The organism is Vibrio sp. Makdt, assembly GCF_027587015.1.
GTDB classification, from domain to species: Bacteria; Pseudomonadota; Gammaproteobacteria; order Enterobacterales; family Vibrionaceae; genus Vibrio; species Vibrio chagasii_B.
In genome coordinates, this window is the sequence record NZ_JAPPTH010000011.1 from 27,544 (window position 1) to 41,007 (window position 13,464).

Consider the following 13,464-nt stretch of genomic DNA (forward strand, 5'->3'; position numbering starts at 1 on the left):
GAAATGGAAGCGAATACCGTGGAAAGAACCTGTGCATGGGCACTCAAACATGAACTTGAAAGGGAATACCACGATACGGAGTGGGGCGTACCTGTCTATGATGATCAAGTGCTGTTTGAATTTATTACTTTGGAGGGCGCTCAAGCGGGGCTTAGCTGGATTACTATACTGAAAAAACGAGAGGGCTATCGTGCTGCGTTTGAGAACTATGATCTCAACAAGCTCGCTGCTTTCAATGAGGACAATGTACCGAGCATTATTGAAAACTTCGATGTGGTTAAGCATAAGGGCAAGATTGCCTCGGTATATAGCAATGCTCGCGCAACGCTGGAACTTCAGAAAGAGTTTGGCTCATTATCGAATGCTTTATGGCTGTTCGTTGATAACAAAGTGGTCGACAATCAGTGGACCGAGATGTCTCAAGTACCCGCTTCAACAGAGCAATCCAAAGCGATGAGCAAGTTTTTAAAGAAGAGAGGCTTTAAGTTTGTAGGAGAAACAATCTGTTACGCATTTATGCAAGCCACCGGCATGGTGAACGACCACATCGTTGGTTGTCCTTACAAATAAAAGTGTTAATTATTGTCGCGAAATAATTGTGTGAAAATTGGAAAATTCACTAGCCATTTATAAACTATTCAATATCATATGCGACCGAATTAAAACCTAGAAGACGATAGTGAAACAACAAAGCTACCAAATTTGTGATGCTAGTTATGATCCCTTGCTTAGGCAGTTTGTGCGTGAAGATGGCCACGTAGAAACTATCGCGCCGTTAGAAGGTAAGGTGTTCCTGTTCTTACTGGAGAATGCTGGTGAATGCATTGAGCGAGGCCTGATATTTGAAAGGTGTTGGGGTAACGTCATTGTCTCAGAGCAAGCTCTAACCAATGTGATATCTAAGATCAGAAAAACGCTGTCTAGAGTCACTTGTGGTTGTGCAACAATTCGTACCGTAAGTAAAACGGGCTATTCCCTTGAAATCAATGAGTCGAAAAGAACAAGCTCAAACACCCAAGCTGCGCCTCAAGTAGACCTTGATGAAGTCCAGTCGGCGTCTGTAGCGACTAAAGCAGCAAAGCCAACGATTCAAGAGGAGTCGATCGTAACAGCAGATAAAGCCTCAACGACAAGCCAAGAGCCTGTAGAGAGTTCTTCGGCTATAACTTCGGACTTTACATCTTCAAATCAAGCGCACGGTTCAGTTGCACTTGGTTTATCAAGCATAACTAACAATAAACATGCTATAAAAGCAGGCTACATAATCGCACTTATTTGTGTTCTCGTTACTGCGTTCAATCTATTCCAAACTTACTACAAGCCAACGCCTTACTTTATCGATAAGTCGGAATATAGTGATAGTTACACAGACAATACTAACCACTATTTTTTCCATATTGTTCATGGAGATTCCTATTCGCTACCAGCGATAACTGAAAAGCTGACCAGTGTGATACCTAGTCACTGTAATGTGGATGTGTTTGTGCGTATTTATCCATCTGTCGATCAGCCAGAGAGCGATGCTTTGTACATGTTAGTTCAAAGGAAGGATGGCGAGGCACTCAACTACGGAGCGACGATTTTCAATGTAGAGACGTCTTTTGACTCGTTTGCAGCTCATATGAAAAAGAGGAGCTACTTTTGCGATTAATTGGCTTATTCATTTTATTGGCAATTGCTTCGGCGAGCTTTTTTCTCGACCAAAATGCATTGGCGGGCACTCGATGGCATTGTAAAACGCTAAAAACGGATTTCTTATCTCAGGCATATCAACCTTATCAATCGCTTTATGAGCGTATGAGCATTACTTTTCAGTCTGACCAAACTTTTAGCATGAGAGAGTTTGTGACGATCACTGAGAAAGACGGCACCGAAGGCACAATGGAAAACCTTTATTCTGGCTACTATGGTTTGGAAGGGGATCATTTGTCGATGAGCATTATTGACGTGAGAACCGCCACTCCGTTTCATGATCCGATCATCAATCAGGAATACAGTGAGTACAAAGGAGTGACCATTGATTACTCGATTTTAGAGCAGGAGCAGTCCCTATATCTGTTTAATGAACACCGCTCTGAAATCTTTAATTGGACATGCTACAAGGTTCACTAATCAGCTATTAGGGCTTGCGGGTTTGTACGCTGCTGATACGCAGAACTGAAAAAGGCAGGGTAGTCCTGCCTTTTTGGTTTCGGTAAGCTTGATGCTAAAGATTAAACGAGCGCGTTGTAACGCTCCAATCCAGCCTCTAGATCTGCAATCAAATCATCAACATCTTCTAAGCCGATATGAACACGAATCAAGGTACCTTCGAAGTTAGGGTTCGCAACGGTTCTTAGGCTATCAAAGCTGCTCGGTTCGTTCGCTAGGATCAAACTCTCAAAGCCGCCCCAGGAGTAACCCATACTAAAGTGCGTCATGCCATCAAGTAGCGCTGTGGTCGCTTTTGTATTTGAGTTTTTCAGCACGAAAGAGAACAAGCCATTACCACCGGTAAAGTCTCGCTTAAAGAATTCATGGCCTGGGCAAGACTCCAGAGCTGGGTGACGAACGTGATCGACTTCTGGACGTGTTTCTAACCATTTAGCGATTTTCAAGCTACTTTCTGCGTGTTGGCGCAGTCGAACATCAAGGGTACGTATGCCGCGTAGGCCAAGGTAAGCGTCGTCTGGTGAAACACACTGACCCATCAAGTAGCTTTGCTCTCTTAGCTGATCCCAGCATTTCTCGTTCGCGACCGCTGTGCCTAGCATCACATCTGAGTGGCCAACGATGTATTTGGTTGCGGCTTGAATCGAGATATCAACGCCAAACTCAAACGGAGAGAAGTTAACGCCGGCTGCCCAAGTGTTGTCTAGCATCACGATGATGTCATGTTCGTGAGCAATACGCGCAAGCGTTGGAATGTCTTGGACTTCCATGGTGACAGAGCCCGGAGACTCGGTAAACAGTACCTTGGTGTTCGGCTTGATAAGGTCTTGGATACCTTCACCAATGGTTGGCTCGTAGTAGGTGGTTTCTACACCCATTTTCTTCATGATGGTGTCACAGAAGTCACGAGTTGGCTCGTAGCACGTGTCGACCATCAAAATATGGTCGCCTGTTTCTACAAAAGAAAGGATCGCATTCGAGATAGCTGCCGTTCCACAAGGGTAGAGTGCACAGCCTGCGCCGCCTTCCACTTCAACCATTGCATCTTGGAAAGCAAAATGAGTGTTGGTTCCACGACGTCCGTAAAAAAGGGTTTTGTTAGCGCGGTTAATCGTAGCCTTACGCTTTTCTTCTACTGAGTTAAATACGACAGTTGAAGCGCGTTGTACTGGTGGGTTAACAACACCATTGGTCCACTTCTTATCACGACCGGCAGTGATCAGTTTAGTGGTTTTGTTCTCGCACATGCTGTGAATTCCTTATCAATCGGTTATGTCCTATTTAAAACATGCCAAGAGTGTTCAAAGCAAGAGTGGATCGGGGATTTTTGCGCTTTTCTTACGATTTTTAACCTTTCACTCAGTTAACAGTGAAAGGTTAAAAATGATCGATGGGGAAACAACGAGCCATAACCGACTCATTGCTGGAACTATAGGAGTGGGTTGAACAAGTAGAACAGCCTCTCAAAGAAGCGATTACTTAGGTTTCTTTGCTCCCACTGTTCTAACTCTACAGAGTGAGATGAAGCGATATAAGATTTCTGCAGTTCAGAGAGTGTTTGAGTGAAATGCACATCGTCCACAGCGAGCGTTACTTCAAAGTTGAGCCATAAACTGCGCATGTCGATATTGACCGTTCCAATTAAGCAGAACTCTTCATCGATGACTACCGATTTGGTATGAAGAAGACCACCGTAAAACTCGTAGATCTTCACACCCGCCTCGAGTAGCTCGGTATAGAATGCACGAGAGGCCCACTTAACCATCAGCGAATCATTATTGTGTGGGATGATCAGTTCGACGTTGACACCACGTTGAGCCGTCATCTTAAGGGTTTCTAACAAGTCCGCACTCGGCACAAAGTAAGGGGTCGTAATACGCACGGTATGGTTAGCCTGATTGATCGCAATAGTTAGAACTTGCAGGATCAAATACTCCGGCATACCTGGACCCGACGGCACAACTTGTACGGGGTGATGCGTCACTGCTTCTTCTACAGAGCACTCAGGTAACTCAGGTAAAATACGCTCGCCGGTTTCTACTTCCCAGTCCCAGCCGTGGATTGCAGAGAGCACGTTAACGGTTGGGCCGGTGACGCGAACCATCACATCAATCCACTGGCCAACCCCTGAGCTCTGTTTGAAATGAGCAGGGTCGACCATATTCATCGAGCCTGTGTAGGCAATAGTCTCATCAATAACAATAATCTTACGGTGCTGCCTTAGATCAAGGCGTCGCAAGAAAATACGCCACGGGCTCACTTCCAATGCTTGTACAACATGAACACCCGCGTCTTTCATCATTGCGAGCCAATGGCTTTTGAAAAAGCGCGGGCTACCCGCTGAATCGAGCAAAACTTTAACATCTACGCCACGTTTTGCTGCGCGAATCAGCGCAGAGGCAACCGAATCGGTCAGGCCACCTGGATGCCAAATATAGAAAACCATCTTGATACTGGTTTGGGCATTTTCTATATCTTCGATAATTGCGTGTAGGATCTCGTTTGGTGAAGATTGCAGGGATAGAGTGTTTCCACTGAGCGCAGGAATGCCCATTCGATTGTTACAAAGCTCGTCAATCTTATGGATAGGGGAGCCGACTTTCCCTGGTTGGTGAAGTTGGCAATCGTTCAATTGACGGAACCAATCACCAAAGGGAGTAAACATGCGATGTGCGCGTTCAGCCCTTTTCCTGCCAAGATTTAGCTCGCCAAATAGGAAGTAACAAGCCACCCCCACAATTGGGATAATGTAGATAACCATAAGCCAGGCGAGAGAAACGCTGACAGAGCGTCGTTTTAGTACAACACGCAATGTTACACCGGCGACAAGTACCCAGTACAAAGCAACAGCGGCTAATGTTAAAAAATGGTAGAGCTTTTCCACATTGAATACTCGAAAAAAGAGATACTTAGATAGTAATGCTATTTTGTGGATATGGGAATTTAAGGAATCAACTATTTACAAAATAGAGCAAAAGCTGTAAACAGGTTATAGTTGTTAAGTTTTGGTTAACTTAAGACGAAAACGATTGTTTTGTATGAAAAGGCGGCATTTAACCGTAAAAATTTACATTGGTAACGAAATTTGTACGGTTCGGACTTCCAATTTTATTCTTAAACTGGTTTACTTGCTATATAACGAGCGTCAATCAAATCTTTTAGGTGTGTAAATTTTTTTATACACCTTATCTTTTAAAGACGCCACCCAAAGCAAAACACAACATCACATAACACAAAAGTTTGGAGTAAACGTGGCTACTAGTAATACAACCACAACACCCCGTGATACCTGGGGTTCGAAGTTAGGATTCGTAATGGCTGCAGCAGGTTCTGCTGTTGGCTTAGGTAACATTTGGAAATTCCCATACACAGCAGGCGAAAGTGGCGGCGGTGCATTCGTTGCAATTTACCTGTTTTTTGTAATCTTCATTGGTTTCAGTGTCATGCTGACTGAATTTGCGATTGGTCGTCATACGCAAAAATCAGCAGTAGGTGCATTTAAAACAACTGACCGTCGTTGGACGTTTGCTGGTGTTATCGGCGTAGTGAGTGGTCTGCTAATCATGGGTTTCTACCCAGTAGTAGGTGGCTGGTCTATCGCATACATCGGTAAAATTGCTGGTGGTCTACTAGACGCACCTGAAGCAATTGGCGATAGCTTCGGTGGCTTTATCTCAAACCCAGTTCAACCACTTATGTGGATGGGCCTATACCTACTACTTAACGTTGTAATCGTTATGAAGGGTATTTCTGGCGGTATTGAGAAAGCGGGTAAGATTTTGATGCCACTTCTTTTCATTATCCTTATCGTGGTATCTATCAAAGGCATCATGCTTCCGGGCGCGATGGCTGGTCTTGAGTTCTTATTCAGCCCTGACTTCTCTAAAGTAGACAGCGGTGTAATCCTAGCTGCACTTGGCCAAGCATTCTTCTCACTATCTCTTGGTATGGGTTGTATGTTGACATACGGTTCTTACCTGAAGAAGAAAGAGAACCTAGTTCAAACGACTGCGATGGTAACGGCGATGGATACAGGTGTTGCTATCCTAGCTGGTGTTGCAATGTTCCCAGCAATGTTCGCATTCGGTATGGAGCCTGCAGCAGGTCCTGGTCTAGTATTCGTTGTTGTACCTCAGCTATTCGCTGAAATGGGCGGCGTAGTTGGTCTTCTATTTGCTCTTATGTTCTTCGTTGGTCTAAGTGTTGCGGCTCTGACTTCTTCAGTATCTCTGCTTGAAGTTGTGGTTTCTTACCTAATTGACGAGAAGGGCATGAAGCGTGTGACTGCAGTTCTGTCTGCAAGTGTAGTGATGGCGATTCTATGTATCTTCGCTTCTCTATCTCTTGGTGGCTTCGGTCCAACACTATTCGGTACTGGTGCGTTCGATATCTTCGACCTACTAACTGATAAGATCTTCCTAGCAGTTGGCGGTATGTTGGTATGTATCTTCGCTGGTTGGAGACTAAACCGTGCTGACCTAGAGAAAGAAATCACTAACGACGGTGAAGTATCTTTCCCACTATTTGGTCTATGGTACACGCTAGTTAAGTACATCATCCCAGTAGCTATCGCAATCGTTGCATTCATGGGTATCTCTTCTGGCTTCGACAGCGGTAAAGGTGCAATCATGCTACTAGGTATTGGTATTATTGCTGGCTCTGCGCTTATCTCTAAGAAGCTATAGTTTTAAGAAGCTACAATCGCGAGCTAAAGTAAGTTAAGAAACGGGAGCCAATGGCTCCCGTTTTTTTAGTTTAAATACTTAATTCTCATCGAAAAATAAAACGCTACATTCACTAAAGTTATCCGTCACCTAGCCGATATATTGAATATCAAGGGTTTTTGATCAGTATTTAATTTAGGTAGGTGTTGTGTGAAATTGTCAGTGAGAAAGAAACTGTATGCCGGTTTTGGCTCTATATTGGCGGTGCTTGTTACGTTAGTCAGTATTGTATGGATAGAAGTTATCGGCGCGCACCAGAGTGCTGATGAAATAAGAATGGATGATGTACCAGGTACAGTTACTTACCTAGTACTGATCGATGAAGCGGGCGATGTTTACCGAGATGCGCTTGGCGCGATCATTCAGGTTGATAACGCACTCAATGATTACCGAACGAATAAAAACGAGTTTGCTCAGGCTATTGAACAGGCAAAACGTTTGGAAAGCAGAGGCTCTGAAGATTACCGTCGTGTTCAACGTATTGAAGAGTTAATGGGACGCTTTACACAAGAGTTTGAATCTAAGCTTGTACCCAAGATCAATGACCAATCAGCACTGCTATCAAACATGCAGCAGCTTCGATCTTTGTATGAAGCAAATCTTATCCCAATTGAAAACTTGTTGGATCAAGCATCGGCAAGTGAAAGGGCGGATACAGAACAGTCGCTACTCACGCTAACTGATACATTTACCACTATTGAACGCACTATTATGATTTTGTCTGCGATTGCAATCGTGTTTGGCTGTGTGATTGCGTATGTGTTGTCTAGCTCGATTACTAACCGCCTGACTCGCGTTGAACAAGTAGCACGACGTGTGGCAAATGGTGATTTAACTGCTGGTGATATTGGGGATGACTCTGGTGATGAGTTGGCAGATTTAGCGGCGTCGATCAACCAGATGCAAAAATCATTGGTCGACCTACTGGGATCTATCTCTTCTGTGACCCATGAAGTTCAATCTGTTACTGGTGAGCTATCTTCTATTAGCCAAGACATCGTAACAGGCGCTTCTGCTCAAGCTGACAAAGCGAACTTGATTGCAACGGCTGCTGAAGAGTTAAGCTTGACCATTTCAGAAGTGGCGCAGCAGGGCACGTCTACGTATGAAGAAGCACGCCGCTCTGAAACGTCTGCTGAAGATGGCCGTAACGTGATTGTCGAAATGGTGGCGAGTATTCAACAAGTGTCGACTCAAATGAGTGATATGTCACTGCAAATGAATACTTTGGGCTCTCATGGTGAGCAGATTGGTAGCGTTATCAAAGTTATCGAAGACATTGCTGAGCAAACTAACCTGTTAGCGTTGAATGCGGCGATTGAGGCGGCACGTGCGGGCGAATTCGGTCGTGGTTTTGCTGTGGTTGCCGATGAAGTACGCGCGTTGGCGGAGAGAACGACCAAAGCGACACAAGAAGTGTCTGGTATTATTCAGTCGATTCAGTCTGGCACTCAAGAGGCGGTGACTTATACCCAAGATAACTGCCGCTTGGTTGAGATTGGTGTTGAGCAAAGCTCTGGTGCGGTTTCTGCTCTAGAAGCGATTGTAAGCGGTGCAGGCAATGTACAAAGCATGGTGAACTCTATTGCGACCGCAGCAGAAGAGCAGACAGCTGTGACGAAAGAAATTGCTGCAGATATCACGGCGATCAGTGATATCTCTGAGCAATCCTTGCAACTGGCAACGCGTAGCTCAGAAAATACCTCAGGCCTGAACGGGAAGGTTGCGGAGCTAGAAGCCTTGGTCGGTAAGTTCAAGCTCGCTTAATTTTTATTTATAGGGGTTAAAACCTACCCTTAAATGCAGACAACGAGAAACAAGCCCAACGATTCAATCTTTATTGAGTGAGTTGGGCTTTTTCGTTGCTGGAATCTGGATTCAGACACGGTATACTCCACCCTCTATAACGGAGCTAGCCTTTACATGTTCGATATTCTTCTCAATCACTCTGATTTTTTACTCATCAATAAGCACCCTGGAATCAGCGTCCACAAAGACGATGGTGATACCATGCTGCTTCAAGAAGTCGCTAAGGCAATCAATGAGCCTAAGCTGTATCTCGTTCATCGTCTCGATAAAATGACTTCAGGTATTCTGTTATTAGCCAAGAGTGCAGCGGCGGCTAGTGAGCTTTCGCAACTATTTGCTAAGCGCGAAGTGGAGAAGTACTACTTGGCGATTGGCTCTAAGAAGCCGAAGAAAAAGCAGGGTTTGATTTCTGGGGATATGGAGCGTTCACGACGCTCTAGCTGGAAACTCTTAACAACCAAAGAAAACCCAGCGATAACTCAATTTCTATCAGCAGCGGCTGAACCTGGTGAGCGACTTCTTTTATGTAAACCCTTTACTGGGCGCACGCACCAGATCCGCGTGGCGATGAAGTCGATATGCTCAGCTATCGTTGGTGACCCAATTTATAATCCATCGAGTGAGGCTGACAGAGGTTATCTGCATGCCTTCGCGATTCGATTTACCTATCAATCACAAGCCTACCAATTTGTCTGTGACCCAAGGAGCCTAGACTCTTTAGGCGAGAAGTGGCACCAAGAAACCGTATCTAACGGTTTGGACGGTTGGCTTGAACCTTGGTCATTAAGTTGGCCAAAGCTAAATACTAAGTGAGTGAAATAATGGAAGCATCTGCTTTACCGGTATTTTTTGAACATATCGAACAACAGCTAAACGAAGTACCTAACGAGCTACGTCGTATTTTTCATGGTCGTGGTAAGTTTTGGCCAGGCCTAGAACAGATCACATGTGATTGGGTCGATGGTCAATTATTGGTGAATGTGTTTAAAGAGGTTGATGACGCGTTTTTGTCATCGCTTAAAGATGGCTTGTTAGCGTTGACCAGCAAAGATATCTGGCAAACCAAGCAAGGTACAAGCATCGTGCTTCAACACCGTTATGCTGACGGCGCACCTTCGGAAGTGCTATGGGGTGAGCTTAACGACTCTCCAGTAGTTGTTGAGCATGGTCTTAAGTATCAGTTAGACATTGGTCGCAACCAGAACTTTGGTCTGTTCCTAGACATGCGTAATGGTCGTCAATGGGTGCAAGACAATGCCAAGGGTAAGAACGTACTTAACTTGTTCGCATACACTTGTGGCTTCTCTGTGGCAGCCATTGCGGGTGGCGCTCGTCAATGTTTGAACGTTGATATGTCACGAGGCTCGTTGAACAAAGGCCGTGATAACCACCGTTTGAATGAGCATGACATGCGCTCGGTGAATTTCCTTGGTTACGATATCTTTAAGTCGTGGGGCAAAATCAAGAAGGGCGGTCCTTATGAGTTGGTGATTATCGATCCACCTTCGTTCCAAAAAGGCAGCTTCGCCCTAACTAAAGACTATAAAAAGATCTTACGCCGTTTGCCGGAGCTTCTAACGGAAGGCGGTGAAGTGATCGCATGTGTTAACTCACCTGCAGTGTCACCTAACTTCCTTATCGAGACGATGGCAGAAGAAGCGCCAAACGTTGAGTTCATTGAACGCCTAGACAACCCACCTGAGTTTGTGGATGTCGACCTTGATTCAAGTCTTAAGGTACTGAGATTTAAGATTAGCGCTTCTACTGACGCTTAATTGATTCTAAACATCAGTTAGAAAAACGCCGCTCATATTGAGCGGCGTTTTTGCATCTTGTTTTTGTCGTTAGATTGCTAACTCTCTTGCTGCGTCTTGAGGGTCTGGAAACCAAAATAAATTCGCATGAACGTAGTCAGCCAACACGCCGCCCCAAAGGTATAGGCAATAACCGCAAAGTGTTGCGGCCAAATACAAAAGGCAATGAAACAGGCGATAGTCTCTGTCCCTTCGGTTAGGCCAGACATGTAGTAGAGAGACTTGTGCTTGTACACTGGATTCTCAATACCTCGTTTGCCCGCCATCACCGCAAACGCCAGAAAGCTACTGCCTGTACCGATAAAAGAGAAGATTAAAAATGCACCGGCAATGGCGTTGTGTTCTGGATTGGCAATCACAAAGCCAAAAGGGATCTGCGAATAGAAAAGGAAATCTAGGCTGATATCTAGGAAGCCACCCGCATCACTGATACCTTGGATTCGGGCCAAGGCGCCATCAAGCCCATCACAAACTCTATTGAAAATGATGAAACCTAACGCCCACTCATATTGCTCAAACGCCAACGCCGGAAACGCTAAACAGCCGACCAAAAAACCAAATAGGGTGGTTTGATTAGCGGTAATACCGACTCGATTCAGTACTTTTGCAGACTGGTTTAATGGCCACTTGATGATCTTTATAGAGTACTTATCCAGCATGGTTGCTTCTCCATGGCCAAGAGAGTACTTGAGCCCCTTGAGGCACATCTGCTTCGTCGTGTGTCACCATCAGGGTAGGGATATTGGCTTTGGTTAATTGCTCAAATACCCAGTCCCGAAATTGTGCTCTGAGCTCTTGGTCTAACTTACTGAACGGTTCATCAAGTAGAGCCAACTTAGGCTTCGCCAATAACATACGAGTTAAACTGATTCTCGCTCGTTGACCACCAGAAATCTGGTCGGGAAAAGACTCTGCTAAGTGGGTCAGTTCAATGTCCTTTAACGCTGCCATAGCTTGCTGCTGGCGAGCAGAGCCTTTAATCGAGTTAGGTAGTGAGAATGCCAAGTTTTCCCATACTTTTAGGTGAGGGAACAATAGATCATCTTGAAAAAGAATACCGACCTCACGTTGATGTGATGGGAGATCATCCAGTTGAATGTCATTCAAAAAAACACTTCCAGAATACGAAAACTCTTCATTCAAGTGGCCTGCGATGGCGTCCAATAAGGTGGATTTGCCGCAACCGCTCGGGCCCATCAACGCCAGTATCTGGCCCGATTCTAATGTTACATTTAGCGCTGAGAACAGCGAATCACCACCGGTTTTATGGATGGCGAGGTCGTTGAGGTACAGACTCATTACTTAAGAAACCTTTGAAAGTAAGACGGCGATATCTGAGTTGAAGTCGGCTGACTAATATCGCTAAAGAGAAAAAGAACAGAGGCAATAAGGCCTGCCAAATGGCATAAATTGCGGTCACTCTACGATCGAAACCACTGGTTAGGGCGACAGCTTCTGTAGTGATGGTGCTAATACGACCTGCGCCTAGCATCAATGTTGGTAAGTATTGAGCCAAACTCACGCTGATACCAACGGCCCACGCAAAGGCAATGGCAGGTAATAAGATAGGCAATTTGATAGAGTACCAGCTTTGAAATGGTGATTTACCCAAGCTGAGTGATGCTTTGATGAGCCCATCGTTGAAGCTTTTCCATGGTCCATCTAAAGATAAATAGACAAATGGAAAGGCGAAAAATACGTGTGCCCAAATCACCCAGAATTCATAGGCATTGCTTCCTACATAGAGCGTGGTGACTTGCATACCAAATAATACCGATAGTTGTGGTATCAACATTGGAATAGCGATGACGAAACCAGGCACTTGCCACTTGTATTTGATTCGGTACTCATGGGCAATCAGTGCGAGGACTAGCGCAACTGAAGCTGCGATCAGACCAATCCATAAGCTTTGACCAACGGTACTCATGATGCCATCCCATTCAAATTCCCAAAAGCGCATGCTGTAGCGACTCGGAAGTAAGTCAGGGAAGCGCCAACGTTGAGCCACGCTCCAAATCATCATCAAAGGAATGATTGCGAGTGATAGTGTTGCCAAAGCTGTGAATACGGTTTTTCCTGGTAGTTTAATGCCTGTCCGCCCCGAATATTGCCAAGCTCTAAAGAACTTCAATACAGCCCATTCAATGCAGCGGGCTAAGGCGATGATCAAGGACGCTAAGCCAAACAGAACAATAGCGCCAGCCGCTGCTCTTGGCAGTAGGTTAAGATCGGGATCGTTAAACCATTGCCATACTAAAACGGCAAAAGTAGGCGGGTTAGTTGGGCCAATGATTAGTGCAATATCGACAACCGATACACTGTAGGCGAGTACCGCCAACATTGGGAAGCGAAGCTTGGTGAACCATTGTGGGAAAATGCACTTCCACCATATCTGTGAGCGACTATAACCCAATGAAGCACTCACCTTAGTAATACGCTCAACGTCAATTTGCTGAAGTATCGATATACTCATGAGCAATAAGAAAGGTACTTCTTTAAGTGCCAACATAATGATCAAGCCAAATGCATACGGATCTTTTACGAGTAACGCTAACTCGGAATTGGTCGCGGATTCACCAAGCAAATGATGCACAGCTCTCGCTCCGAGACCTGTCGGGCTAAATAGAAAAGCAAAGCCAATGGCGAAAGCCACATGTGGAATAGCCAGCATAGGTGAAAGGGTCAGTTCGATCTTTCTCCAAAACCGGTTTCCCCACGAAGCTTGGAGAATACAAAAGGTAAGAAAGCATGCGATGTAGCTGCTCGCAATCGCAGAACCAATACTCAAACCAATAGAGTGCCAAGCGCCTTCCCATTGGAATACTTGGCTAAAACCGTTGAGAGAGGGCTCCATCAACCCTAGGGGCGGGATATAACTGAGTGATGAAGCCACTACTCCCGCTACCCCAGGAATTGTTGGGATAATGCATACCACTATAACGACAAAATATAGAGCACGTAGCATC

12 protein-coding genes are annotated in these 13,464 nt (G+C 45.1%); 7 read left to right on the forward strand and 5 right to left on the reverse strand.

The features are described from left to right. Positions 1-3 precede the first annotated feature (3 nt). The 3 genes from OH460_RS14745 to OH460_RS14755 all read left to right on the forward strand — a co-directional run bounded on the left by OH460_RS14745 (position 4) and on the right by OH460_RS14755 (position 2,112). Positions 4-570, forward strand: coding sequence for a DNA-3-methyladenine glycosylase I (locus tag OH460_RS14745; protein ID WP_269998419.1), 567 nt, complete (start codon positions 4-6; stop codon positions 568-570). Positions 571-679: 109 nt separating this feature from the next. Continuing rightward, complete coding sequence (locus OH460_RS14750) at positions 680-1,651, forward strand: winged helix-turn-helix domain-containing protein (RefSeq protein WP_269998219.1); 972 nt, start codon at positions 680-682, stop codon at positions 1,649-1,651. Next, positions 1,642-2,112, forward strand: coding sequence for a hypothetical protein (locus OH460_RS14755; RefSeq protein ID WP_269998221.1), 471 nt, complete (start codon positions 1,642-1,644; stop codon positions 2,110-2,112). The genes OH460_RS14750 and OH460_RS14755 overlap by 10 nt, the downstream gene beginning before the upstream one ends. A 101-nt stretch (positions 2,113-2,213) precedes the next feature. On the opposite strand, the gene OH460_RS14760 is transcribed toward OH460_RS14755, so the two are convergent. Next, on the reverse strand, positions 2,214-3,398 hold the full coding sequence (locus OH460_RS14760; protein ID WP_269998223.1) for a cystathionine beta-lyase: 1,185 nt from the start codon (positions 3,396-3,398) through the stop codon (positions 2,214-2,216). Between the two features lie 182 nt (positions 3,399-3,580). Continuing rightward, positions 3,581-5,035 carry a cardiolipin synthase gene (cls, locus tag OH460_RS14765; RefSeq protein ID WP_061031734.1) on the reverse strand — a complete coding sequence of 485 codons (1,455 nt, stop codon included), beginning with the start codon at positions 5,033-5,035 and terminating at the stop codon, positions 3,581-3,583. A 367-nt stretch (positions 5,036-5,402) separates the two neighbouring features. Between cls and OH460_RS14770 the strand changes: the two genes are divergently transcribed. The 4 genes from OH460_RS14770 (at position 5,403) to OH460_RS14785 (ending at position 10,459) form a co-directional block, all read left to right on the forward strand. Further along, positions 5,403-6,836, forward strand: coding sequence for a sodium-dependent transporter (locus tag OH460_RS14770; RefSeq protein WP_269998225.1), 1,434 nt, complete (start codon positions 5,403-5,405; stop codon positions 6,834-6,836). A 189-nt stretch (positions 6,837-7,025) separates the two neighbouring features. Then, a complete protein-coding gene (locus OH460_RS14775; protein ID WP_269998227.1) occupies positions 7,026-8,642 on the forward strand; it encodes a methyl-accepting chemotaxis protein in 1,617 nt (538 codons plus the stop codon). A gap of 156 nt (positions 8,643-8,798) precedes the next feature. After that, positions 8,799-9,497, forward strand: coding sequence for a TIGR01621 family pseudouridine synthase (locus OH460_RS14780; protein ID WP_269998229.1), 699 nt, complete (start codon positions 8,799-8,801; stop codon positions 9,495-9,497). Between the two features lie 8 nt (positions 9,498-9,505). Beyond that, a complete protein-coding gene (locus OH460_RS14785) occupies positions 9,506-10,459 on the forward strand; it encodes a class I SAM-dependent methyltransferase (protein ID WP_102425365.1) in 954 nt (317 codons plus the stop codon). Between the two features lie 77 nt (positions 10,460-10,536). Here OH460_RS14785 and OH460_RS14790 read toward each other — a convergent pair whose 3' ends face one another. The 3 genes from OH460_RS14790 to OH460_RS14800 are packed head-to-tail and all read right to left on the reverse strand — an operon-like array spanning position 10,537 to position 13,463. Then, positions 10,537-11,157, reverse strand: coding sequence for a CDP-alcohol phosphatidyltransferase family protein (locus tag OH460_RS14790; RefSeq protein ID WP_269998232.1), 621 nt, complete (start codon positions 11,155-11,157; stop codon positions 10,537-10,539). Continuing rightward, positions 11,147-11,797 (reverse strand): ATP-binding cassette domain-containing protein, encoded by a 651-nt coding sequence (locus OH460_RS14795; protein ID WP_269998234.1) that lies wholly within the window; start codon positions 11,795-11,797, stop codon positions 11,147-11,149. Before OH460_RS14795 ends, OH460_RS14790 begins: the two co-directional genes overlap by 11 nt. Further along, positions 11,763-13,463 carry an ABC transporter permease gene (locus OH460_RS14800; protein ID WP_269998236.1) on the reverse strand — a complete coding sequence of 567 codons (1,701 nt, stop codon included), beginning with the start codon at positions 13,461-13,463 and terminating at the stop codon, positions 11,763-11,765. The genes OH460_RS14795 and OH460_RS14800 overlap by 35 nt, the downstream gene beginning before the upstream one ends. Position 13,464: the final 1 nt, after the last annotated feature.

Excerpts from the sequence above, each read along its gene's own strand:
- OH460_RS14745 (WP_269998419.1), top strand. The coding sequence starts at position 4 with ATGGAAGCGAATACCGTGGAAAGAACCTGTGCATGGGCACTCAAACAT.
- OH460_RS14760 (WP_269998223.1), bottom strand. The coding sequence starts at position 3,398 with ATGTGCGAGAACAAAACCACTAAACTGATCACTGCCGGTCGTGATAAG.
- OH460_RS14780 (WP_269998229.1), top strand. The coding sequence starts at position 8,799 with ATGTTCGATATTCTTCTCAATCACTCTGATTTTTTACTCATCAATAAG.
- OH460_RS14785 (WP_102425365.1), top strand. The coding sequence starts at position 9,506 with ATGGAAGCATCTGCTTTACCGGTATTTTTTGAACATATCGAACAACAG.
- OH460_RS14790 (WP_269998232.1), bottom strand. The coding sequence starts at position 11,157 with ATGCTGGATAAGTACTCTATAAAGATCATCAAGTGGCCATTAAACCAG.
- OH460_RS14795 (WP_269998234.1), bottom strand. The coding sequence starts at position 11,797 with ATGAGTCTGTACCTCAACGACCTCGCCATCCATAAAACCGGTGGTGAT.
- OH460_RS14800 (WP_269998236.1), bottom strand. The coding sequence starts at position 13,463 with ATGCTACGTGCTCTATATTTTGTCGTTATAGTGGTATGCATTATCCCA.